This window comes from Ferdinandcohnia jepli, from assembly GCF_047246645.1.
Classification (GTDB): domain Bacteria; phylum Bacillota; class Bacilli; order Bacillales; family Bacillaceae_L; genus Ferdinandcohnia.
In genome coordinates, this window is record NZ_JBFOKR010000006.1 from 200,379 (window position 1) to 225,751 (window position 25,373).

Annotated in this window: 22 protein-coding genes; 13 read left to right on the forward strand and 9 right to left on the reverse strand. The window is 38.1% G+C overall.

Annotated elements, in window-relative coordinates; translation table 11 throughout:
- Window positions 1–12 precede the first annotated feature (12 nt).
- Entirely contained in the window at window positions 13–1,137 is a 1,125-nt protein-coding gene (locus AB3M96_RS08305; RefSeq protein WP_412967116.1) for an amidohydrolase, read from the reverse strand.
- 335 nt (window positions 1,138–1,472) lie between these two features.
- Window positions 1,473–2,375, reverse strand: coding sequence for a TIGR01777 family oxidoreductase (locus tag AB3M96_RS08310; RefSeq protein WP_412967117.1), 903 nt, complete (start codon window positions 2,373–2,375; stop codon window positions 1,473–1,475).
- Between the two features lie 99 nt (window positions 2,376–2,474).
- Here AB3M96_RS08310 and recX point away from each other — a divergent pair, with 99 nt between their 5' ends.
- Both recX and AB3M96_RS08320 read left to right on the forward strand, forming a co-directional pair.
- On the forward strand, window positions 2,475–3,275 hold the full coding sequence (recX, locus tag AB3M96_RS08315; protein ID WP_412967118.1) for a recombination regulator RecX: 801 nt from the start codon (window positions 2,475–2,477) through the stop codon (window positions 3,273–3,275).
- A gap of 1 nt (window position 3,276) precedes the next feature.
- Complete coding sequence (locus tag AB3M96_RS08320) at window positions 3,277–3,594, forward strand: YfhH family protein (protein WP_412967119.1); 318 nt, start codon at window positions 3,277–3,279, stop codon at window positions 3,592–3,594.
- Between the two features lie 35 nt (window positions 3,595–3,629).
- On the opposite strand, the gene AB3M96_RS08325 is transcribed toward AB3M96_RS08320, so the two are convergent.
- From AB3M96_RS08325 to AB3M96_RS08335, 3 genes are all read right to left on the reverse strand, one after another.
- Window positions 3,630–3,782: a YpzG family protein gene (locus tag AB3M96_RS08325; RefSeq protein WP_412967120.1), complete on the reverse strand. Its 153-nt coding sequence runs from the start codon at window positions 3,780–3,782 to the stop codon at window positions 3,630–3,632.
- Window positions 3,783–3,833: 51 nt separating this feature from the next.
- Window positions 3,834–3,992, reverse strand: coding sequence for a small, acid-soluble spore protein K (locus tag AB3M96_RS08330; protein ID WP_412967121.1), 159 nt, complete (start codon window positions 3,990–3,992; stop codon window positions 3,834–3,836).
- Window positions 3,993–4,213: 221 nt separating this feature from the next.
- Window positions 4,214–5,194: a metal-dependent hydrolase gene (locus AB3M96_RS08335; protein WP_412967122.1), complete on the reverse strand. Its 981-nt coding sequence runs from the start codon at window positions 5,192–5,194 to the stop codon at window positions 4,214–4,216.
- Between the two features lie 320 nt (window positions 5,195–5,514).
- Here AB3M96_RS08335 and mutY point away from each other — a divergent pair, with 320 nt between their 5' ends.
- Window positions 5,515–6,591: an A/G-specific adenine glycosylase gene (gene mutY / locus AB3M96_RS08340; protein WP_412967123.1), complete on the forward strand. Its 1,077-nt coding sequence runs from the start codon at window positions 5,515–5,517 to the stop codon at window positions 6,589–6,591.
- 38 nt (window positions 6,592–6,629) lie between these two features.
- Here the strand turns inward: mutY and AB3M96_RS08345 are convergent, their stop codons facing one another.
- A complete protein-coding gene (locus tag AB3M96_RS08345; protein ID WP_412967124.1) occupies window positions 6,630–6,854 on the reverse strand; it encodes a hypothetical protein in 225 nt (74 codons plus the stop codon).
- 281 nt (window positions 6,855–7,135) lie between these two features.
- Here AB3M96_RS08345 and fabL point away from each other — a divergent pair, with 281 nt between their 5' ends.
- From fabL to nikC, 10 genes are all read left to right on the forward strand, one after another.
- On the forward strand, window positions 7,136–7,885 hold the full coding sequence (fabL, locus tag AB3M96_RS08350; RefSeq protein ID WP_412967125.1) for an enoyl-[acyl-carrier-protein] reductase FabL: 750 nt from the start codon (window positions 7,136–7,138) through the stop codon (window positions 7,883–7,885).
- A gap of 88 nt (window positions 7,886–7,973) precedes the next feature.
- Entirely contained in the window at window positions 7,974–8,150 is a 177-nt protein-coding gene (locus tag AB3M96_RS08355) for a gamma-type small acid-soluble spore protein (RefSeq protein ID WP_412967126.1), read from the forward strand.
- 295 nt (window positions 8,151–8,445) lie between these two features.
- A complete protein-coding gene (locus AB3M96_RS08360; protein WP_412967127.1) occupies window positions 8,446–8,700 on the forward strand; it encodes a YgaB family protein in 255 nt (84 codons plus the stop codon).
- 244 nt (window positions 8,701–8,944) lie between these two features.
- Window positions 8,945–9,475 carry a nucleoside tri-diphosphate phosphatase gene (gene ntdP / locus AB3M96_RS08365; RefSeq protein WP_412967128.1) on the forward strand — a complete coding sequence of 177 codons (531 nt, stop codon included), beginning with the start codon at window positions 8,945–8,947 and terminating at the stop codon, window positions 9,473–9,475.
- Between the two features lie 109 nt (window positions 9,476–9,584).
- A complete protein-coding gene (locus AB3M96_RS08370; RefSeq protein ID WP_412967129.1) occupies window positions 9,585–11,333 on the forward strand; it encodes an ABC transporter ATP-binding protein in 1,749 nt (582 codons plus the stop codon).
- A 170-nt stretch (window positions 11,334–11,503) separates the two neighbouring features.
- A complete protein-coding gene (locus tag AB3M96_RS08375; RefSeq protein ID WP_412967130.1) occupies window positions 11,504–12,517 on the forward strand; it encodes an ABC transporter ATP-binding protein in 1,014 nt (337 codons plus the stop codon).
- Window positions 12,492–13,457 carry an ABC transporter ATP-binding protein gene (locus tag AB3M96_RS08380; RefSeq protein WP_412967131.1) on the forward strand — a complete coding sequence of 322 codons (966 nt, stop codon included), beginning with the start codon at window positions 12,492–12,494 and terminating at the stop codon, window positions 13,455–13,457. Before AB3M96_RS08375 ends, AB3M96_RS08380 begins: the two co-directional genes overlap by 26 nt.
- Before the next feature lie 57 nt (window positions 13,458–13,514).
- Window positions 13,515–15,155, forward strand: coding sequence for an ABC transporter substrate-binding protein (locus AB3M96_RS08385; protein WP_412967159.1), 1,641 nt, complete (start codon window positions 13,515–13,517; stop codon window positions 15,153–15,155).
- 95 nt (window positions 15,156–15,250) lie between these two features.
- Window positions 15,251–16,240, forward strand: a complete 990-nt coding sequence (locus AB3M96_RS08390) for an ABC transporter permease (protein ID WP_412967132.1) — start codon at window positions 15,251–15,253, stop codon at window positions 16,238–16,240.
- An 11-nt stretch (window positions 16,241–16,251) separates the two neighbouring features.
- Window positions 16,252–17,151, forward strand: coding sequence for a nickel transporter permease (gene nikC, locus AB3M96_RS08395; RefSeq protein ID WP_412967133.1), 900 nt, complete (start codon window positions 16,252–16,254; stop codon window positions 17,149–17,151).
- Window positions 17,152–17,170: 19 nt separating this feature from the next.
- Here the strand turns inward: nikC and AB3M96_RS08400 are convergent, their stop codons facing one another.
- From AB3M96_RS08400 to AB3M96_RS08410, 3 genes are all read right to left on the reverse strand, one after another.
- Complete coding sequence (locus AB3M96_RS08400) at window positions 17,171–18,238, reverse strand: FUSC family protein (RefSeq protein ID WP_412967134.1); 1,068 nt, start codon at window positions 18,236–18,238, stop codon at window positions 17,171–17,173.
- Between the two features lie 686 nt (window positions 18,239–18,924).
- Window positions 18,925–23,394, reverse strand: a complete 4,470-nt coding sequence (locus AB3M96_RS08405) for a glutamate synthase-related protein (RefSeq protein WP_412967135.1) — start codon at window positions 23,392–23,394, stop codon at window positions 18,925–18,927.
- A 281-nt stretch (window positions 23,395–23,675) separates the two neighbouring features.
- Window positions 23,676–24,971, reverse strand: a complete 1,296-nt coding sequence (locus tag AB3M96_RS08410; protein ID WP_412967136.1) for a glutamate-1-semialdehyde 2,1-aminomutase — start codon at window positions 24,969–24,971, stop codon at window positions 23,676–23,678.
- Window positions 24,972–25,373 lie beyond the last annotated feature (402 nt).

Below are 25,373 nucleotides of genomic sequence, written 5' to 3' on the forward strand. Positions count from 1 at the left end.
GTGTCGAACCTTTTATTTTTGAAAGACAATTTCCCCATTTATCATAGTTAGTTCTGGTTTTGCCAGGAAGTGAAATGGGTGTTCGTTCCAAACTACTAAATCTGCATCTTTACCGATTTCGATGCTACCAACGGCATGCTCGACATTTAAATTTCGGGCTGGTGAAATCGTTATTCCTTCTAGCGCCTTTTGCTCATCTAATCCTTCACGAACTGCAATTGCAGCACAGACATTAAGATATTGAATCGGTGTATAAGGATGATCCGTTGTAATGGATACTTCAACCCCAACATCTGTTAAAACCTGATAGGTCTTCCAACTCTTATTCTTTAATTCAATTTTAGATCTACGTGTCAGTGTTGGGCCAACTGATACCTTTAAATTTCGCTCCTTTAACTCTTCAGCAACTAAATGACCTTCCGTGCAATGCTCAATCCTGATATCAAGATTAAACTCATCTGCAAATCGTAAAGCAGATAAAATATCATCTGCACGATGTGCGTGAATTCTAACAGGAATTTCACGCTTGAGTGCTTGAATCAAAGGTATCATTTTTAAGTCATCAATGTCATCCGTATACTTTGCTTTATAAAAAGCATCCCTAAGCATACCCATAATACCCATTCGGGTTATAGAATCCTTATTGCCCAGGCTGTGAATTCGTTTCGGATTTTCACCCAATGCGATTTTGAGCCCTGCGGTTTCTTGGAGAAGCATCTTAGTAATATTTTTTCCATGAGTTTTAATAACAGAAGTGGTACCGCCAATCACATTGGCACTTCCAGGCATGATATGAGCAGTAGTAATACCTGACTGGATTGCGTCCTGAAAAGCAATATCTAACGGATGAACACTATCATAGGCCCGGATATGTGGAGTAAGGACATCGATGGTTTCATTCGCATCATTACCTGCCCAACCGGTACCTTCATCATATAAACCAAGATGCGTATGAACATCAATAAAACCAGGGAACAAATACTTACCATGACAACCGATAACCTCCGCATTTTCAGGCGTAACGAGGTTATGTCCTATATTTACTATTTTTCCATTCTCTATAATGACATCGGCATTGTCGATCTTTTCCGATGTTATCGGATACACACAAGCATTTTTAAAAATTGTTTTTTTCATTAGTGGTGAACTCCTATCTTTCTTTTAGCTTTTATTGATAGTATATGGTTCCTATTTCGATTGATATTACGCTAAGAGGGTGAGAGTGAACTATTTGCACCTGCTGATATGAATTTATGTCAGAAGGGTTGTTGGAAAGCAGTCCCAGTTAGATTTGAATAACCTAAGAGCAGGGTACGATAGAACTGTAATCGGTCCCTGCTAGATGGAAGATTGAAGCGAGGTGCAAGGAAATCCATATTATGTCCGGCCTCATAAGAAAAAGCCAAGAGCAGAGTACGATAGATCCGATAGATCCATAACCAACTAACTTAATTCATAGAACCAATATTTCCTTATAAAATACTCTCCAGAGCAGCATTCGCTGTTTCATAGGTAAACTCATATCCATTCTCTAGCAATTTCTGTGGAAGCACTCTTTGTCCTTCTAAAACCAAAATACTCATTTCTCCCAGAAGTAGTTTCAATGCAAATCCGGGTACGGGTAACCAATGCGGCCGTCCCAGGCTCTTTCCAATCGTTTTTCCAAAATTCTTCATCTTCATTGGATTGGGTGCGGTCAGGTTTACTGGTCCAGAGATGTTTTTCTTGTGTAGAAGTAAGTCAGTTGATCTGATTACATCGTCTATATGAACCCAAGAAAGCCATTGTTGTCCTGTACCAATAGTTCCGCCCGCAAAAAAGCGATAAGGAAGAACCATCCGACCTAATGCCCCACCTTCTTTACCGAGGACAACACCTAGACGCAGAAAACAAACTCTCATCCCAAGCTCTTCTGCTTGGGCAGCTTCTTTTTCCCATGCTTCAACTGTATTTGCTAAAAAGTCGTTTCCTTTTTGTGAAGTTTCCTCAGTGTAGGTTCCTTCTAGTGAAGTACCATATATCCCGATAGCACTCGCATTTAGTAAAACTTCAGGTTTAGTAGGTAATATCGAAAGAATCCTATTTACCTCGCGGGTTGCCTCAAGGCGACTGTCAATAATGCGTTGTTTTCGTTCCTTCGTCCATCTACCACTATTTAGTGATTCTCCAGAGAAATTAATAAAAGCATTTATCCCAGATAGGTGTGCTTCCGGGTTACTCGAATCAGTGAGCCATTCGACATAAGTTATGTTTTCCTCTGAATGACGATTATAAGTGTTCCTAGTTAATATATATACGCTATGCCCCTGTTGTAGGAGATAATTTGTTAGTGCTTTGCCAACAAATCCTGTGCCACCCGCAATCGCAATTTTCATAACGTACCCTCCTTCGAAAGAATCCTTTTTCTACATATTCCATAACTTTCACATTTATCCTTTAAAATCTTGTGCTACTATAAAAGGGAGGTGTGTAAAATGGCCATTATTACGAAGATAACAACTCAAAAGAAGAATATAGAACGGTATAATATTTTTCTTGATGAGCAATATGCGTTTAGTGTTGACCAGGATGTATTTATCTCGTTTCAATTGAAGAAGGGCATGGAGTTAGATGAGCTTGATATAACAGAAATTCAATTTGAGGATGAAGTGAAAAAAGCATTTAATCTTTCGCTAACTTACTTGTCCTATCGTATGAGATCAAAACAAGAAATCATCGATTATTTAAAGAAAAAGGAAATAGATGAGCCGATTATTCCAGATGTTATACATAAACTCGTAGACTATAAATACGTAGATGATGGAGAATTTGCCAAAGCGTATGTTCAAACACAAATAAACACGACCAGCAAAGGACCTGAAGTCATTAAACAGGAATTATATGAAAAAGGGATAAATCGGGACCTTATTGAACAAAGTTTAGAACTCTTTTCAAAAGAGGAACAAATCCAAACAGCAATAAAACTTGTTGAAAAAACATTAAGTAAAACAGCTAAGTTATCAGAAAGACTCACGATTCAAAAACTTGAGACAGCATTACAGCGAAAAGGGTTTACGTGGGATATTATTCAAATTGCTTTGGAAGAGGTTTCTGTTGAAAAGGACATTGATGAGGAATGGGAAGCGGTACTACATCACGGAATAAAGGCACATCGAAAGTACGAGAAGCTGGAAGGCTGGGAGTATGAGCAGAAAATGAAGCAATCCCTGTACCGAAAAGGTTTTAACATTGAACTTATTGAAAAATTGATTGAACACATAAAGGATGGGAACTAACATGCAAGAAAAGCGTTATAGCCAAATGACTGAATACGAATTAAATCAGGAAATCGCAACTCTTAAAGAAAAAGCACGAAAAGCAGAACAACTAGGAATTGTAAATGAGTTAGCAGTACTAGAAAGAAAAGCAGCAATGGCAAAAGCATATTTGTTAAATCCAAAGGACTTTAAATCAGGTGAAATATATGAAATAGATGGTGATCCTGGAAGTTATTTTAAAATAAACTATATGAATGGTGTTTTTGCATGGGGACACCGTGTCGGTCAGGAAAGTACAGAAGAAGCATTACCAATTTCATTATTAATCAAGGAATAACAAAACCAGAGAGGCATGCTCTCTGGTTTTTCCAATCATGACTGTTTTCTTGTTTGGTGCTCTAAAATGATGAGGTTTTGTGTTCTTCGAGTTTCACCATTTACTTGTGCCCAAGCATGTTTTGGGTTAGCCCAAGCTTGTTGGAAAGGATTGTTATAATTGTTTCTCTTATATCCCTTGTTACCCACAAAACGCACCTCCAAGTAGTTTCGAGTTTGACTTCTTACAGTACTTTACTTTTAAAAGTCGTGTCGTTCACTTGAAGCTTTCATTCGTTCCTGTGGATGAGTGTTAATCGTACCATCTGCTCTTCGTGAGGCATATTCTGCTTTTGCTCTAGGTTCACCCTCAAATTTATTGCTTTCTTGATTTGGGAAGCCTCTTTTTTTATTCCGCATGCGAATACCTCCTAAAAAGCAAAAGATATCGTGTAAAAAGGATTTACCCTTTAAACACGTACTTATAGTATAGGTTATATCAGTTGAATCATGTAAAAAAGCATGCGTGAATTAATGGTAATATTAGAAGTGTAACAGTACACTTGTTAATTTTTAAAGACATGCTGATAAACGAATTTTATAAAATTGTTGCATGAAAATAAAAAACCCTCAATTGAGGGTTAATTTGGAACAAGTTCTAACTTTTTGCGAAGTTTTTCTTCACTAAATATCCATCCAGTATATGAATTAATAATAGTCAAATCTTGGTCTAATTGAACAACCGCAACAAAAGGATAATGTCCTTTACTACGATAACGTAGGTCAATAAACCGTACTTCATAGTAATCATCATAATCATCTATTTCCCAACGATATACTGGGGAAAAGGATAAAAAGGCAGATAGGTTTTTATCTTTAACAGCAGCGTTTATGACTGGTGTATCAGGAATCGGCCGCTTTACAAATTGTTCATGGATAATGATTTCGTTCTTTACTGAGCGTGCTACATAAAAATACCCTTCGGTTACTACCGCAATATGCCATTGATTAAACCGATATGTCGGTGAAATAATGATGTCAGTGATATGGTCGACCTTTGCTCGAATAGCTTTTTCAACTTTATTTCGCATTCGAAAACGAATGATATAATAAAGAATAAGTACTGCATAGACAGTGAAAAAGGTTACTCCGGGATGAACGCCAAGCTTCCATATAATAATTCCAAGAATGTGGACAAGAAAAATAAAAGGGTCAAACGTATTGATAACGCCTAATGCAACCCATTTATTCGAAAAAGGACGAAGGGCTTGAGTTCCATAAGCATTGAAGATATCTACAAAAACATGTAAGATAACTCCAATAAATGTCCATAGCCATAAAGGGAATAAGTTTGCTTCTGGAAAAAACAAGGAAAGTGCTCCTGTGATAATTAGTGGCCATAGTAAAACAGCTGGTAACGAGTGGGTAATCCCACGATGGTTTCGTATATAATGAGCATTGTTGCTTAATTTTAGAATCGTATCTAAATCTGGTGCCTGTGAGCCAATTAGGGTACCAAATATGACAGCAGTAGTTGTTGCTGAATTTACTGTTACTGTAGGGTCCAAGGTAGCAATCCCACCTAAAGCAAGACCCATAACTACGTGTGTTCCTGTATCCAAGCGTGGACCTCCTTTTCACACTTATTTATTTTTAATGTAACCAAACTTTCTAATTTCATAAAGGGATTCATGTAGTGAGGTAATGTAATTTGTGGTTTTGCGCGTAATGTTTATTTAGAGATCAAGCATTTTATATATTTAAAATGCTCTCAATTTATTCTAGTGTCTAGCTCCAGCGCCTAGCCCCTCGAGGTCGCTTCACCCCTCCTGCGGCGGCAACAGCCTCCTCGTCAGGGTTCCAGCGCTTGTCGGGGCTGATCAAGGCGCTTGCGCTTTTCTAATAAGTTTACCACCATGTGAGAGGAATTGTGAATAGATAAATGAACGCATTAGAAAATTTTTCAATCAAACAATTTCAAGCGGATTTAATCAGCTGGTTTGAAAAAGAACAAAGAGACCTCCCCTGGAGGCAGGACCAGGATCCATACAAAGTGTGGGTTTCTGAAATTATGCTACAACAAACTAGGGTAGACACAGTTATACCCTATTTTAATAACTTTATTTCAACATTTCCGACCATTGAAGACCTGGCACACGCCGATGAAGAAAAGGTATTAAAGGCTTGGGAAGGTCTGGGCTATTATTCACGGGTTCGAAATCTTCAGGCTGCGGTTAAGGAGGTAGCAGAACAGTACGGTGGACAAGTACCCAGTACAGTAAAGGAAATCTCTAGTTTAAAGGGTGTTGGACCATATACAACTGGTGCTATACTAAGTATTGCATATGGCATACCAGAACCAGCCGTTGATGGTAATGTAATGAGAGTATTATCTCGGATATTATCCATCTGGGATGATATTGCAAAACCAAAAACAAGGCAACTTTTTGAAGATATTGTGAGAGAACTCATTTCTAAGGAAGATCCATCCGCTTTTAATCAAGCTCTGATGGAGTTAGGTGCGTTAATATGTATTCCTAGTAATCCTGCTTGTTTATTATGTCCTGTTCAGGACCATTGTAAGGCGTTTGCAGAAGGTGTTCAAAAGGAGCTCCCTGTTAAAACTAAAAAGAAGGCTCCTAAAGCTGTATCAATGGCTGCTGTTGTGTTAAAAAATGATAAAGATCAATTTGTAATTCATAAAAGACCTAATAAAGGACTACTGGCAAATCTTTGGGAATTTCCAAACCATGAAACAGTTTCGGAATTTTTCACCCAAAAAGAGCAGTTAACGGAGTTTTTACAGTCAGATTATGATATTGAAGCATCAATTGGAGAAGCATATACAACGATACAACATGTATTCTCACATTTAGTATGGAATATTACCGTTTTTGTAGGAAGTGTAAATGATGTAGTAGAATCCGACTCGCTTAGACTCGTTAACTTAGAGGAATTACAACAATTTACATTCCCGGTATCCCATCAGCGCATATTAAAAAGCTTTCTCGACAGATGAGAAAGCTCAAGGGAATAAAATATTTTATAAATCTTTCTCTAATCATAAGACAGCCTAGAACCATGAGTATAATCTGCGTCATAGTGGCGAAAACCACCACGGGATTCAATTTCTTGAATGATTTCACGATGAATAGATTGACCTTCGGCATTAAGATATGGAACAATTTGTTGGAGTGAATGATGGAAAAAAGCAAGTTCACTTTCCTTCCATTCACTCTTTGGGATCATTGATAAATGAGTCATATCGCGACCAACATACATATTCAATTACCCTCCTTTTTAAATGAAGCGTCAATTTTTTTATCTCTTTTCAATTAATAAGTTTATACAAAATAAGCAAAATTATCCTAATTATTTTATTAAACAATTGTCTTCAAATTAAATTAGATGTGGAATTTGAAGACAAATTTAGGACACATACCTTGCTGTATAAGACAATGTCACTGATTTTTTTTGAGGGGGTTTTTTAAGAATTTACTGAAAAAAAAGCAAACTGTGGTAAATAGGCAAGGTGAAAATGACAAACAAAAGGAGTTGTACATATGTCATCAAAAGTTGCATTAGTTACAGGAAGTAGTAGGGGAATTGGAAAAGCAATTGCATTACGTTTAGCTAAATCAGGATATGATATCGTTGTAAACTACGCTAGAAGTAAAACGGCTGCACTTGAAACTGCAGCAGAAATTGAAGCACTTGGACAAAAAGCGATGGTTGTCAAGGCAAACGTAGGTAAACCTGAAAAGATTAAGGATATGTTTACTCAAATTGATGAAACCTTTGGTCGTTTAGATGTTCTAGTGAATAATGCAGCATCAGGAGTGTTACGTCCCGCAATGGAACTAGAAGAATCTCATTGGGATTGGACAATGGATATCAATAGCAAAGCACTTTTATTTTGCGCACAAGAGGCTGCGAAAAGAATGGAAAAAAATGGTGGAGGTAAAATTATCTCGCTTAGTTCACTAGGTTCCATTCGTTATCTAGAAAACTACACTACAGTTGGTGTTTCTAAAGCGGCAGTAGAAGCTTTAACCCGTTATCTGGCTGTAGAACTTTCAGCAAAGAATATCGTTGTAAACGCAGTCTCAGGTGGAGCAGTTGATACCGAAGCACTGACACATTTTCCAAATCGTGAGGAGTTACTTGAGGATGCGAGAAAGAATACTCCAGCTGGTCGGATGGTCGAACCTGCGGATTTAGTAAATGTTGTTATGTTCCTGCTAACTGAAGAAGCCAGTATGATTAGAGGCCAGACCATTATTGTAGATGGCGGTAGATCACTACTTGTATAGGCTGGAAATTTTATTTTGAGAAAAATTATTTTTTCGGGATAATCAAATCACTTCTGGGACAAATTAATTGTCGTGGAGGTGATTACAAATGGCTAAACAACCAAACAGAACTCAATCTGGAACTAACGTTCAACAAGTGAGACAACAAAACGCTCAATCTCAAGGTGCTGGTGGTCAATTCGGAACTGAATTTGCTAGCGAAACTAACGCTCAAGAAGTAAGACGCCAAAACCAACAGTCTCAGTCTAACAAAGGACAAGGCTAATACACCCATATAATACTTAGTACAAGCAACACTTCCTACATACGTTAGGAAGTGTTTTTTAATGTCTGTTTTCTCCTAAATCTGATGCATTTTGTACCCCTATGTCTCAAAGGAAAAAAGGAAATACCAACAATCTTTTAAAAAAGCCATTTTATTTTACCACTGGACTCATTATTTCAAACGACAAAACCTCCTAATTCTCAACATATAAAGTCAAAGGAAATTAAGTCTACATACAGAAATAATAGGATATAACAATAATGAGGGTTCATAGACAATAGGAGGGTGCAACATTATGAGCAATTTTGATAACCTTGTTGGTGAACAGCTAAAAACAATGGATAAACTTCTGTTTATTCAATCCGAAATTGAGAGATGTCAGCAGCTTGAATTAGAATTAGCAGAACTACAAAAGGAAACGGAGTTACAATCAATACAAGAAGAGATTAAACATATGAAGGATGAATTGTTACAAATTCATAATTTATTTCAGCAACAAACTGAGGAGGTTATTCGTTCCTATCAAGAACGATTGCACCAAACTGTATAGGATAAGTAATGAGTCATCGTTAAAATACGGTGGCTCTTTTGTTTATAATAGATTTGAACTAATTTACTGGAATCAACAAAGATTGAAAAAAATCTGAACACAAATACGACATGGTATATTTGATAAAATATCCCTCTAACCGTTATAATAATAGAAAATGGTTTTTCTTTGTTTTACTCACATCTAGAAGAGATTCAAATAGAAATATGAAACAAAGCGTCCAAAAGTGAAAGAGGGAGAGAATATGGGTGTTCCCATGGAAGGAGATACTATACAAATACATAGCTATAAACACAATGGTCATATCCATCGGGTTTGGGAAGAAACCAAAGTTCTAAAAGGGACGCAAAGTCTAGTAATTGGTGGTAATGATCGTACAACAGTTACGGAATCAGATGGTCGAACATGGATTACCCGTGAACCTGCAATTTGCTATTTTCATGCACGCCACTGGTTTAACATTATTGGGATGATTCGAGAAGATGGTGTGTATTATTACTGTAACATTAGTTCTCCATTTATTGCTGATAACGAGGCATTAAAATACATCGATTATGATTTAGACATAAAGGTGTTCCCTGATATGACATACATTCTCTTAGATGAAGATGAGTATGAACGTCATCGTCGTGAAATGAATTACCCGGATGTAATTGATAAAATTTTAAAAAATAATGTAGACAAGCTTATCCAGTGGATTCGTGGACGAAAAGGTCCATTTGCACCAGACTTTATTGATATTTGGTATGAACGGTATTTAACCTATCGAAGTTAGTTATTACGAAAACCTGTTGAACTAGACAACAGGTTTTTACTTTGGTGGGAAGGAAAAACTTACAGAGTTTGTCATTTTAAACACAGCAACATGAAGGAAGGTTTATGGTTTGGGGAGTACTAAACGTTATATGAAATTTGTGAAACCATATCGGTTTCAGATTGTACTAACAATTTTAATAGGAATTATAAAATTTACAATTCCCTTATTAATTCCATTGCTTTTAAAATATGTACTTGATGATGTCATCGGAGCAAAGGACCTTACGAGTAATGAAAAGCTAACTCATCTCTATTGGGCGATGGGTATTATGCTAGTTATCTTCGTTGTCCTAAGACCACCAGTGGAATATTACAGACAATATTATGCGCAATGGGTAGGAAGTAAAATATTATATGATATTCGTGATCAACTTTTTGACCATATTCAAAAGTTAAGTTTGCGATATTATGCAAACACAAGAGCAGGAGAAGTAATCTCGAGAGTTATTAATGATGTAGAACAAACGAAGGCATTCGTTATTACTGGATTAATGAATCTCTGGTTAGATTTGTTTACGATTGTAATTGCAATTATCATTATGTTTACAATGGACATCCCACTAACCATCGTATCGATAATACTCTTTCCTCTATATGGACTTTCGATTAAGTATTTTTATAGCCGCCTTCGAAACCTAACAAGAGCAAGGTCACAGGCATTGGCTGAGGTACAGGGATATCTTCATGAACGTGTGCAAGGAATTCCTGTAATACGGAGCTTTGCGATTGAAAACCACGAACAAAAGCAATTTGATAAACAAAATAGTAATTTTCTTACAAAAGCACTCGATCATACGAGTTGGAATGCAAAGACATTTGCTGTTGTTAATACCATTACTGACGTTGCTCCACTACTTGTCATTGGGTATGCGGGTTACCAAGTCATACAAGGCGATTTGACAGTAGGTACGCTAGTTGCCTTCGTTGGATACATTGATAGGCTTTATAACCCCTTAAGAAGACTTGTTAACTCTTCTACGACATTAACGCAAGCCTTAGCTTCAATGGATCGTGTATTTGAATTCGTTGATGAGAAGTATGATATAGAAGATAGACCAAACGCAATTGAGTGTAAGGATATAGTAGGTAATGTAACGTTTAAAAATGTTTCATTTACATACGAGGATGAGGAACAGAATGTCCTGCGAAATGTGAATTTATTTGTTAATAGCGGGGAAACAGTTGCTTTAGTAGGAATGAGTGGTGGAGGAAAGTCAACTCTTGTTAGCTTGATTCCTAGATTTTATGATGTTACAGAAGGTGAAATTCAGATAGATGGAACAGATATCCGTTCATTTAGAGCAAGAAGCCTTCGTGATAAGATCGGAATGGTACTTCAGGATACTTTCTTGTTTAGTGAATCGGTGAAAGACAATATCCGTATTGGAAAACCTGATGCAAGCGATGAGGAAATAATCGAAGCAGCTAAGGCTGCCAATGCTCACGAGTTTATAGAGAGCCTACCACAAGGTTATGATACAAAGGTCGGGGAACGTGGCGTTAAGCTTTCAGGTGGTCAGAAACAGCGAATATCAATAGCTAGGGTATTCTTGAAAAATCCTCCTCTACTGATCTGGGATGAAGCGACATCTGCATTGGATTTAGAAAGTGAGCATCTCATTCAAGAATCGCTAGAAAAACTAGCTAAAAACCGAACCACTTTCATTGTCGCACACCGACTTTCAACAATTACACATGCCGACAAAATTGTCCTGATCGAACACGGAGAAATTGTCGAAATAGGGACGCATGATGAATTAATGAGTAAAAAAGGTCATTATTTCAAACTTTTCCAAGTACAACAACTCGACAACTAGTAAAAGAAGGTAGGACACGGTTCATAAGAACTGTGTCTTTTTTTGTCATTTCCAGGGAAATAGTAGCATAAATTATCTAAAAATTTAGTAAATATTCGACAGTATTTTTCTTACGTATTTGTAATAATTGTATTATTGAAAAAACTCATCGTAAAGGTAGGGGTGGTTGGATGAGAGAAAAGGTAATCGAAATAAAAGGTCTCCGTACCTCATTCTTTACGGATGAAGGAGAAATTCCAGCGGTTGACAATGTAGACTTTTATATTAAAGAAGGCGAGATTCTTGGGATTGTTGGAGAATCTGGCTGTGGGAAAAGTGTTACATCTTTGTCAATTATGGGACTAGTTCCAAGTCCTCCGGGAAAAATCGTTGGTGGCGAGATTGTATTTGATGGAAAAAATTTGGTCGAGCTTCCAGAGAAAAAGATGCGGCAAATACGAGGAAATGATGTTGCAATGATTTTTCAGGAACCAATGACATCACTAAACCCATTGTTTACAATCGGTGATCAAATGGTTGAAGGAATCAAGATACATACGAAGTTTGATAAAAAGAAGTCACGCGAACGAGCAGTAGAAATTATGAAAAAAGTGGGGCTTCCTCGAGCAGAAGAGCTACTTGACGAGTATCCCCATCAATTATCAGGTGGTATGAGGCAAAGAGTCATGATTGCAATGGCCATGGCTTGTAACCCTAAGGTGTTAATTGCAGATGAACCAACAACTGCACTTGATGTTACCATTCAATCACAAATTTTAAAACTGATGAAACAACTGAATGATGAGATGAATACGGCAATTATGCTAATCACCCATGATTTAGGAGTAGTTGCTCAAATTTGTGAAAGAGTTGTTGTTATGTATGCCGGTAGGATTGTTGAAGAGGGAGAAGTCCAATCCATCTTTAAAAATCCAAAGCATCCATATACGGAAGGTCTGATACGCTCTGTTCCTGATATTCGAAATAAGAACGAACGCTTATATTCAATACCGGGAAATGTTCCAAAGCCTGGATCGATAAAAAAAGGATGCAGGTTTGCAGAGAGATGTGAGCATGCATTTGATAGGTGTTTCATTGAAGACCCAGAGCTGTATTCTTTAGATGAAAAAGGGCATCGTGTTCGCTGCTTCTTACATACAGGAGAGGAGGAATCGATAGATGACAGAGCCTTTACTACAAGTTAGTGATTTGAAAAAGTACTTCCCAATTAGGGGTGGGGTACTCGGTAAAAAAGTTGGAGATGTAAAGGCGGTTGACGGGCTCTCCTTTTTTGTAAATAAGGGTGAGACACTTGGGATTGTTGGAGAAAGTGGTTGTGGAAAATCCACAACTGGCCGACTCATTTTAAGGTTACTAGAACCAACAGAAGGAAAGGTTCTATTTAATAACCAAGATGTTACTACTCTATCAAACTCGGATATGAGAAAGCTGCGTCGTGACATGCAGATTATTTTCCAGGACCCCTATGCGTCATTAAACCCGAGGCATACGGTTGAAAAAATATTGGAAGAGCCGTTAATTGTTCACGGAATTGGAGACAAGAAAGAAAGAAAACGTAGAGTTATAGAAATGCTGGAAGTAGTCGGCCTTAGTAGTTATCACGCTAAACGATATCCACACCAATTTAGTGGTGGGCAACGACAACGGATTGGGATTGCTAAAGCGCTTATGACGAATCCTTCGTTAATCATTGCTGACGAGCCTGTATCCGCACTTGATGTGTCTATACAATCCCAGGTTTTGAATCTGATGGAAGACCTGCAAAAGGAATATGGACTTACTTACATATTTATTGCACATGATTTAGGGGTAGTAAGGCATATAAGTGATAGAGTAGGTGTCATGTATTTAGGAAGGTTAATAGAATTAACCGAAAGTGAAAAGCTCTATGAGAATCCATTACACCCTTATACAAGGGCACTTCTCGACGCTGTTCCAATTCCAGATCCTGATTATAAAAAAGAAACAACCGGTATTAGTGGAGAAATTCCGAGTCCATCTAATCCACCGGCTGGTTGTGCATTCCACACAAGATGTAGTGAGTGTATGGAAATTTGTAAGACTACTAGACCTGAATTTAAGGAAGTTGAAGACGGTCATTTTGTTGCTTGTCATCTGTATTAAAAGGGGACAGAGCAGCATTCATAATGATAAAACAATACCGAAGGGGGAAATACCATGTTGAAGAAAAAAAGCTTAGTTCTTTCGCTCTTATTCCTATTACTATTATCAACAGCATTAGTTGGTTGTAGCTCAGGGAAAAGTAGTAACGAGGGTACGAATGAAGGAGAAAACAATAACGAAGAAACACCTGCCGGAGAAGTTCAAACTGAGTTAGTATTTGGACGTGGAGGAGATTCGGTTTCACTTGATCCAATTACAACAACTGAGGGTGAAACATTTAAAGTTACGAAAAATATTTTTGATACATTGATTAACTATGGTGATCAAGATACTACATTACAGCCAGGATTAGCAACTGAATGGGAAGCATCAGAAGATGGATTACAATACACATTGACACTTCGTGAAGGTGTAAAATTCCATGATGGAACTGATTTCAATGCAGAAGCTGTTGTTGTAAACTTTGAGCGCTGGATGAATGGTGATGCTGAACAGTTCCCTTATTATACAATGTTTGGTGGATTTAAAGGGGAAGATGGCCACGTAATCCAAGAAGTAAAAGCAGTAGATGAATTAACTGTTCAATTTATTTTAAAGCGTCCTCAAGCTCCATTCTTGAAAAACCTTGCAATGTCTCCGTTCGGAATTGCAAGTCCAGCTGCACTTGAGGAATTTGGTGATAATTTTGATAAAAATCCTGTAGGTACTGGTCCGTTCAAATTTGTAGAATGGGTTGAAAATGACAGAATTACATTAGAAAAGAATCCAGAATATTGGATGGAAGGCTATCCTAAGCTAGAAAGAGTTGTTTTCAAATCAATTCCTGAAAACTCAGCTCGTCTAAATGCTCTACTTACTGGTGAAATTGATCTAATGGATGGTGTAAACCCATCAGATTTATCACAAATTGAAGGAAATGCAGACTTACAAACGTTTGAACGTCCTTCTATGAACGTTGGTTACTTAGGTTTCACTGTTACAAGACCTCCGTTCGATAATAAACTAGTTCGTCAAGCGTTAAACCATGCAATTGATAAAGAAGGCATTATTGAAGCATTCTACGGTGGTCTTGCACAACCTGCAAAGAACCCACTACCACCAGCTTTAGAAGGATATAACGATGATATTGAGGCATATCCATATGATTTAGAAAAAGCAAAAGAGCTACTAGCAGAAGCTGGTTTTGCAGATGGTTTTGAAATGGAACTATGGGCAATGCCTGTACCACGTCCATACATGCCAGAAGGAATGAAAGTAGCAGAAATCATTCAATCAAGCTTTGCTGAAATTGGAGTTAAAGCGGAAATTAAATCTGTTGACTGGGGTACTTATCTAGAGCAAGCAGCAAATGGTGAATTTGATGCATTCATGTTAGGTTGGACTGGAGACAATGGTGACCCTGATAACTTTATCTACACTCTTTTAGATAAGGACAGTATCGGAAGCAATAACTACTCTTACTATGCTAATGATGAGTTACATGACATCTTAATCGAAGCACAAACGATTACTGACCAAGCAGAACGTAACGCACTATACGCAAAAGCACAAGAGATTATCCATGAAGATTCACCATGGGTGCCACTTGTTCACTCTACACCACTATTAGCTGGTAAGAAAAACCTATTAAACTTCTTACCACATCCAACTGGTTCAGACTTCTTAACGAAGGTTGAATTCGGACCAGCAGAAGAATAGTAGTATTCAAATGAAGGGGAGTTGTTTACTCCCCTTCATTGATTAAATTTAAGCTTTTTCAAACAAAAGAGGTGATAACCTTGTTCGCATACACAATGAGAAGATTAGGGATGGTTATTCCGGTATTAGTAGGGATGACAATTGTAGTATTCTCTATTATTCATTTAATACCTGGAAACCCTGCACAAATTATGTTAGGACAGCGTGCTACAGAGGAATCAATTGCAGCACTAACAACTAAGCTGGGACTTGATCAGCCATTATACGTCCAATATTTTGAGTATATAAAAGGACTGTTAACTGGTGACTTAGGTGAATCAATCAGGACGAAAACGTTAATAAGTGAGGAAATTTGGCCATATTTAGCTGCAACAATTGAATTAACAATCGTTGCCATGATTATTGCAATTGTAATAGGAGTTAACGCGGGAATCATCAGTGCCTGGTTTCAAAATTCTTGGTTTGATTATACAGCGATGGTACTAGCGCTAATTGGTGTGTCAATGCCAATTTTTTGGCTAGGACTCATGGAACAATGGGCATTTGCAGTTCAATTGGATCTATTGCCAACAACAGGTAGAGAGAATGTCCGGAATCCAGTAACACCAGTTACAAATTTATATTTATTGGATACGTTAATTAATGGTAGAACAGATCAGTTTATTGAGGTATTAAAGCATTTAGTTCTCCCAAGTATTGCGCTAGCAACCATTCCAATGGCAATAATCGCTCGAATTACCCGTTCAAGCATGTTAGAGGTAATGCGTTCGGATTTTGTCCGTACGGCAAGAGCAAAGGGAGTAAGAATGTTTTGGGTAGTGTACAAGCATTCCTTAAAAAATGCGGTTATCCCGGTATTAACGGTAATTGGTTTACAAACTGGTTTATTATTAGGCGGAGCTATCTTAACAGAAACGATCTTTGGATGGCCAGGAATCGGAAGATATATATTTGAGGCGATTAACTATCGAGATTATCCAGTCATTCAATCAGGTATTCTGGTAGTTGCAACCTTCTTCGTCTTTATCAATTTAATTGTAGATCTTTTATATGCATTAATAGATCCGCGAATTAAATATAACTAGGGGGGATTAGGATGGCAGAGCTAGCAAGAAATAATGTACCTGTTACGCCTAATAGGGACAAAGATGAAGTAATTTCTCCTTGGAAGGAAGCATGGAGAAGCTTTCGAAAAAATAAATTAGCAATCGTAGGAACCTTTATTGTACTATTTTTTATCATACTGGCTATATTTGCTCCGTTAATTGCTCCTCAGGGCATTGACGATAAGGAACTAGTAAAACGTCTTCAACCACCTTCTAGTGAGCATTGGTTTGGAACAGATGATTTCGGTAGGGATATCTTATCAAGAATTATTTATGGAGCAAGAATCTCTTTATGGGTTGGATTTTTCGCAGTATTGGGATCTGCCATTGTAGGAAGTTTACTTGGAATAGTAGCGGGGTATTACGGTAAGTGGGTCGATAATATCATCAGCAGGGTATTTGATATTTTACTAGCTTTTCCAAGTATTTTACTAGCATTAGCAGTTGTAGCAATCCTAGGACCGTCTCTTCAAAATGCATTAATTGCAATAGCAATCATAAATGTGCCAAACTTTGGAAGGTTAATACGCTCAAGAGTTCTGAGCGTGAAAGAAGAAGAGTACATAACTGCAGCTAGGGCTGTAGGAATGAAAGATCGTCGAATATTATTTAGTCATATCCTTCCAAATAGTATGGCACCAATAATTGTTCAAGGGTCTTTAGCAATCGCAACAGCAATTATTGAAGCTGCAGCACTAGGATTCCTGGGTATGGGTGCACAACCGCCTAATCCAGAATGGGGAAAAATGCTTGCTGACTCAAAAAATTATCTAGTACAAGCACCATGGACAATGATTTTTCCGGGGATTGCAATCATGCTGACAGTTCTTGGTTTCAACCTAATGGGGGATGGACTACGTGACGCATTAGATCCAAAAATGAAGCAATAAAGAAACAGCTAACATTGAGTTAGCTGTTTTCTTTTGCTTCAACAATAATCTCATTATGGAAGTTTTGATAACTATCGACGAGAATATCAAGATGTTCTAGCTGTTCAGAATATTCCAGAATAGCTGAAACAAGTGTCAAAATGTGATACCAGTTTTCTTGATCCATTGTTTGTTGGTTTTCTAAGAGTGTATCAATTACTTTTTTACGATCAAATGCAAAGTCCATTTTTAGCTCTTCTGGTGCTTGGGACTTCACCTTACCAACAAATTTTAAAAGAAGTTGCTCATGTGAATGAATGAGATCATCAATTTCTTTTACAAATAGCTGTTGAAACGAAATAGGCATCTCATGCAGTTCATTTTCATGCTTATGGAGTTTACGCAACATATCCAAACCACGATTCGTACAGATAATCATCTGCCTAAAAAGAACAAGTTTCCGTGACTTCTCAAATTTAACCTTTTTAAAATAATTTCTCTCTTCTTTATAAAGTAGATATAGTTGGTCAATTTCATCGATATTTTCTTTTATTTTATCAATATCATCTTTAAGGGTATTGTACTCAGAAGCATGCCTCGTGCTAATTCTAACCCATTTAAAAATTTCCTCACTTTGCTTCACAATTTTATCGTAAAGCTTTTTTTCATATTTAGGAGGAAGGAACACAAGGTTCATAATAAAGGCAGATAAAATACCAAGCAAAATAGCTGCAAATCTCAATAACGCAAACTGAAAAAACTGTTCACTAGGACTCTCCATAATTGCAATTACTGTTACAATCGCAACAGGGATGGTTTTCTCAATCTTCAGCTTTAAATTTATCGCAATAACTAAAATGGCTGTTAAGCCAATAATAAACGGATTATTTCCAAAATACATTCCAAACAAAATCGCCAAAAATGCACCAATCACATTTGCTTGAATTTGCTCCACTACCGATAAAAAGGAACGGTAAATTGAAGGCTGAATCGCAAAAACAGCAGCGATTCCAGCAAATACCGGTGATGGCAAATTCAATAGCTTAGCCAAAACCAACGCAAGCGTAATGGCTATCCCCGTTTTCAAAATGCGGGCACCAAGTTTCATTTAATTAAATCCTTTCTGTAAAAAAGCTATTATCTTCAGGTTAGCCTTTTCTTAGTAATCTAAACAATACTGTACTATACAATGAATTTTCAATTCTATCAAGAGATAGATGTCCCTATATGAGGTTGTACCATTACTTTATTAAGATAGGATGGGAAATATGACATAGGAAGGGAAGATTGGGGAGTTATTACTATGTGAGGGAGTTTGAGAAGTAAAAGGACCTGAGTAACTCGAGACAAAGGGGGATTCATGTGGCGGTGGTGGGGAAAAGGAGCTAAGCGCCACCTTGAAAAGTGAGAAACGAGTGGTGCTAGGGACGAAAAGGGGTAGAGCACCACCTGGAAAAGTGAGAAACGAGTAATGCTTGGGAAGAAAAGGGGTGGAGCGCCACCTGGAAAAGTGAGAAACGAGTGGTGCTTGGGAAGAAAAGGAGTAGAGCGCCACCCGAAAAAGTGAGATACAGGTGGTGCTTGGGAAGAAAAGAGGCCGAGCGCCACCTTGAAAAGTGAGAAACGAGTGGTGCTCGGAAAGAAAAAGGGCACAGCGCCACCTGAAAAAGCGAGATACGTGTGGTGCTGACAAGAAAAGGAACCGAGCAGGTAAGTCTCCTTCTCCAAAACTAAAACCTTGTCAGAAAACCTCACAAAAAAAACTCGCACGAAGGCGAGTTTTCTAAAAAAGTATCACTCTGTTGATACGGATGGATCTGCTTGTTCTTTAGTAGGAATTACCTGTAAAAAGTGTTGTTCTGGTTTATCTAATAGTTTATTCAATTCATTTGCTTCTTCAACCTGACCATGTTCAACCAATGCAGCAATATATTTACCCAGAAGTTCAGTTATATCTTCGATTCCTCTAGCTGAAAGAGATTGAACAGATACTTTTGCACCTTTTGCAATTCTTCTTTCGATTGCTGCTTTTGTTAAACCCATTTCTGGTTGGTGGCGTAGGTAAACAACTCCACCAGTCATCCCTGCACAAATCCAAGGACCTGGGTCACCAAGAACGAGGCCACGACCATTTGTCATGTATTCAAATGCAAAACCTTTTATATTTGCGTGAACTCCAATATTTCCATGCTCGACTTCAGGAATAGGTGAAGTAAGTCTTCCACCAATTATCATATCTGCACCAGAGAGGCGTATACCAGCTCGAGCATCGGCACTACCTTGAACAGCAAGTAGTCCTTTTTGTGCGCCGTAGCCAAAGCCTTTTCCTACAGAGCCATTGTAGTAGTTACCATCTTTTCCTTTTGCTTTAAAGACAATGATGTTCCCGCCAAATTGTGTTTTTCCTGCTCCGTCCTGGGCACCGCCATCAACTAAGATATCAATTCCGCTACTATTATACGCACCAAGTCCGTTACCTGGTATGGAGCCATTCTTATAACGAAGTTTCACATCAGGCAGTTTCAGGTATGAACCATCTAATCTACCACGAACACGGTGACAAGAAACGCGGCTACCAAGTACACGCTGTTCAGCAGTAATAGTTGTAAAATCGCGTGATAAATGTAGTTCCTGCTCATTATAATCAAGGTATTCAGCACCAGCAGCTACAAGCAATTCTTTCTCAGAATGTGTAGCAGCCACTTCTTTTTGAGCAAACTGTTTAATTTCTAAAGTTTTTAATAGATTAGCTAAATCCATAGCTTCTATACCTCGAGTTTGTTCAAGTAAGTCTGAACGACCAACAATATCTTGTAGGTTTTCAAAACCTAATGAAGCTGTTAATGCTTTTAACTCGTTTCCAAATGCAGTAAACAGATTCATTAGTCCTGATACAGCTGACTCTATTTGTCTAGGAACAAAGCGGCGTAAGCCATGTTCTTTAGCTTGTGCTTCTGATTCTATCTGAGTAGCAATACCAACGTGGCATGTGTCCAAGTGACAACCACGACAAGTCGTACATCCAATAGCAATCATGGATAATGTACCGAATCCAACACGGTTTGCACCTAAAAGCATAACCTTCATTACGTCTAACGCACTCTTTATTCCACCGTCAGCCCAAAGTTCAACTTGCGAACGTAACCCAGCCTCAAGTAATGCATTATGAGCTGCTTTTACACCAATTTCAACTGGTAAACCAACATTTTGTAAAGCGTGAATTCTGGCAGCACCGGTTCCTCCATCAAAACCACTAAGTGTGATAATATCAGCACCAGCTTTTGCAATCCCAACTGCAATGGTTCCGATATTTGGTACTACTGGAACTTTTACTGAAACCCTTGCTTGGTCGTTTGCCGTCTTTAATTCAGCAATCATCTGAGCTAAGTCTTCAATCGAATAAATATCATGGTTATTCGAAGGGGAAATTAAGTCAGAACCAATTGTTGCATTACGAGCCTCGGCAATTTTGGCGGTTACTTTTGAACCAGGTAGATGTCCACCTTCACCGGGTTTCGCACCTTGCCCAATTTTAATTTCTAATAGATTTGAAGAGTTTAGGAGCTCAGCGTTAACGCCGAAACGTCCTGATGCAACCTGCTGTCCACGAGTACGTGGATATTTTCCAAGCATATCCTTAATCTCTCCGCCTTCACCGTTTAGGCTGACCATATTCAAACGGTCTGCGCCTTCAGCGTAAGCACGGAAAGCGATTTCGTTCTGTGATCCAAAGGACATGGAGGAAATAACAAATGGTAAACTATGTTCTCCAACACTTATATCTACTGCAGATGGGTCAACAGAAGAGTTTCCTTTCTTTAAATCTGTTAAATGTCTAATTGCAATAGGGTTGGATTCTTCTTGTTCGGTTAACTTTTCACGATAATTATCGTAGGATCCGGTTGTTGCTACATCACCAATTGCCTTCCAAATACGCGGGAAGAGATGAAAGCTTTTTCCAGGACGGGACTTTTCGTTTGCATAATCACCAGCACGTGCCACCGCGTCAGTCTTCATCGTCTCGAAATTAAAACCGAGAGAATCTGAACCTAGGAAATTAACAATATTCAACACGTCAGCAATTTCATCGTTCAGTCCAATGGAAGAGAATAGTCGACCGTATCCGCGAAGTTCATGAATACCAATTGTTGAGATAACTTTTTCTAAACCTTTATTTAATGCATTAAATAGATTGATGGATGGGGCAGCTGTTTCATCAGCAACTGTAGCAAAAAGTAAATATGGACTTATTAAATTAGCACCTAACCCATACGCAAGGATAATATCGTGTAAAGATCGAACTGCTCCTGAACGAACTATTAATGAACAATTTCTTCTTATTTCCTCTTTTACAAGTGCTTGATCAATTGCTGAAACGACTAAAAGTGGATCAATCCAAAGCTGACCATTACGGTGTGCTTCTGCATCATCTAATATAAGAAGAGTTTTTCCATGGTGAACAGCTTCTTTTGCTTCTTCTGCTAAACGTTCTAAGGCAGCACCAATAGTTTCATCTTCATGACAAACAGCCGAAACAAAGTGAGTACGTTTTTGACTTCCAAAAGCATCTACAACCTGATCATAAGAAGGTTGCCCTGTAGCGGTAGAGCATTCAAAGCCAAGACTGCCTTCTATTAATAATGGTGAAGAAAGTTCTATTACAAAGTCATTTTTCTGTTCAACGAGGGAAGGGCGTTTTCCGATAATTGACCTTGTTGAAAAATGCTCTGATTCACGGTCCCGGTCAATAGCAGGGTTTGTTACAACGGCTACGCTTTCCTTAATAAAATCAGCAATATTTCTTCTACCCTCAGTATTAATAGCAGCAAGTGGAGCGTCATGTCCTAATGAACGAATCGGCTCAACACCTTTTTCCGCCATTTGTTCAAGGAGCTGAACGTCTTCACGGTCCCAGCCAAATGCAGCATATTGCCCATTGTGTACTTTTGGTCTAGGAGATACAGTTACTACTTTCTCAAAAGAAGGAGGAACTAGACGTTTGTGATATCCCTGAACATTTATACGATTGGATACACGTTTGTACACCTCTTCTTGGAAAGTGCTGTATTCATACACTTTTACGTAATTGTCTTCGCCCCATTTAAGACCAACTTTTTCACCTGGAGAAAGTGGCTTAGGTTCAGCTACATACTCAGTAGATGGAATAATACCCGGTTCTGATGCAAATAAATATGTTGTCTCAGTTTCGATTTTCCAAACTGGACGTAAGCCAAGCGCATCTACACTAAATACAGCCTCATCACCATATCGAGAGATAATACCTGCAGGTCCTTGTGCAAAATGTCCCCATGCTTCACGAATATACGTATAGAGATCCTGTAAATGCTCAGGATAATGTTTAATTTCATTAATGATTGGTGGGAATAACACATCTAATGCTTCGAACAATGTGTACCCATCCCTGGAAATGAGTGTTTCGATCGTACGATTTAAATCTTGTGAATCACTTCCACCGTCAGTTAATGGAACCCCAATCATAGTTGCTTCATCACGCAACTTAGAGATCGTATTAATTTCTCCATTATGACCTAACACACTAAAAGGTTGAACTCGGAAGAAGTTTGATAATGTATTTGTGGAATATCGATTATGTCCGAGAGTCATTGTTGATGCAACAAGTGGACTCGCAAGGTCTGAGTAGTATTTAGGTAAAATATCTCCGGCACCTAATACTTTATAAACAGCATGATAATTACTTAATGAAGCAACGTGTATGTGTGGATTCTTCTCTATTTCAATAGTAAGTTCGAATAGATTTTTTGCTAGACTTTGAGAGTTCGAAGGTAAAAGTGCAACCTGCCAAAAAACTGGTTCATCTTTTAAAGCGATAGGACCCAATGCACTAGAGGATGTAACTTCGCTAGATTCAAAAATTACTTCTAAATTCTTTTTTGTAAATATAGATCGAAGTGACTCTTTAGTTTCTGTTAGAGAAGCTTCTTTACGAATGAAAATGTGGCCAACAACAAAATCATCACGATCGACTACATCTGCATTTACATTTGAGTTTACTAATTTGTCTTTCCAAAGGGATTTAGGTATGTCAATGTGAATACCAACTCCGTCACCTTCACCATTAATAAATCCAGCACGATGGTTCATTTTAACGAGTGCATCAATGACTGATTCTATATTAGCTTTAGTTGGAGTTCTTCTTTTTTCAATGGCTGAGACAATGCCACATGCATCGTGCTCATGTCTGTAAAATTCCTTAAATTCTCGTGGACTCCAGTTTTTTGTCATTCAAGCGGCTTTATAAGGAAGCTAATGTGCCACCTTATTTTTGAGCCTTCACCTCCTATAAAAGTAATATTCCAATTTCATCTGATATGATTTAATTTTCAGAATAGTATAGTTTATACTATCATAGTAAAGCGTTAAAATCAAATTTTTATTCAAAAAAATGTATGGACTATACAAGCTTTTAAGGATGTTTTGTGAACATTTTTGTAAACGTTTTCAATGGTTTTGACGATAAAAGCGGTTTGGGTATATATAATCCCAAACCGCTATTCTTTGTATATTTATGCATTTTTTAGTTGTTTGAATGCATATTCAACAGCTTTCAGTGTTTCAATTACATCATCTTCAGTGTGTGCAATTGTTAGGAACCAAGCCTCATATTTAGAAGGGGCAAGGTTGATTCCTTGGTTGAGCATTAACTTAAAGAACTTTGCAAACATTTCTCCATCTGTATTTTCGGCTTGCTCATAGTTCTCTACTTTTTCTGTTGTAAAGTAAACTGTCAATGCACCTTTCAGGCGATTAATGGTAATTGGAGTACTGTATGTTTTAGCGTGTTCTAAAATGCCTTGCTCAAGTTTCGCACCTAGTTTATCTAATCTTTCATATAGTCCTTCTTCTTGAAGAACTTCTAAACAAGCAATACCTGAAAGAATAGATGCTGGGTTTCCAGCCATTGTTCCAGCTTGATATGCAGGTCCTAAAGGAGCAACTTGTTCCATAATTTCTTTTTTGCCACCATAAGCACCGATTGGTAGTCCGCCACCAATAATCTTTCCAAGCGCTGTTAAGTCTGGTGTAATTCCCAACAGATTTTGTGCTCCGCCGTACATGAAACGGAAAGCTGTAATTACCTCATCAAAAATAACAAGCGCTCCAGCTTCATGTGTAAGGTCAAGGACTTGTTGCAAAAATCCTTCCTTCGGTTCAACGATACCAAAGTTTCCGACAATTGGTTCAACTAATACTGCTGCTATCTCAGATCCCCATTTGGAGATTGCCTCTTTAAATGGTTCGATGTCGTTAAAAGGTACAGTGATTACTTCTTGTGCAATGCTCTTTGGTACACCCGCCGAATCTGGAGTACCTAATGTTGATGGACCAGAGCCTGCAGCAACAAGTACGAGGTCCGAATGACCATGGTAACAACCAGCAAACTTAATGATTTTCGTGCGGTTTGTATATGCACGAGCCACACGAATAGTCGTCATAACAGCTTCCGTACCGGAGTTTACAAAGCGGACTTTATCCATGCCGGGAATTGCTTCCTTTAGCATTTTTGCAAATTTTACTTCATGTGGAGTAGGGGTACCATATAGAACTCCACTCTCAGCAGCCCTCGTAATAGCTTCGGTAATATGAGGATGAGCATGACCAGTGATAATCGGTCCATATGCCGCAAGATAATCTATATATTTGTTACCATCAACATCCCAAAAATAAGCACCATTTGCACGTTCCATCACAACTGGTGCACCGCCACCAACAGCCTTATAAGAGCGGGACGGACTGTTTACTCCGCCAACAATATGTTGTAAAGCTTCATTATGTAATTCCTCTGATTTTGTAAAAATCATACTCAACTTCCTTCCTATGTTTCTCAACCTTATATATTTTAGCATGAAAGGGGGGAAAGGGAAAAATTCAGGATAGATATGTACAACTTTTCATTTTGTTGCGACAAAACTTGGCGGTCTAATCGCAAGAAAAAAGGTGGAGTTGTGATTTCAGGTGACACGAGGGTTTCTAATCGACTGAGATGAAGTAGAGTTACGTATTTCGGTCAATAAGAAGTGTTCTAATCGCCCGAGAAGAAGAGGAGTTACGTATTTCGGTCAATAAGAAGTGTTCTAATCGCCCGAGAAGAAGAGGAGTTACGGTATTCGGTCGATAAGAAGTGTCCTAATCGCCCGAGAAGAAGAGGAGTTACGTATTTCGGTCAATAAGAAGTGTTCTAATCGCCCGAGAAGAAGAGGAGT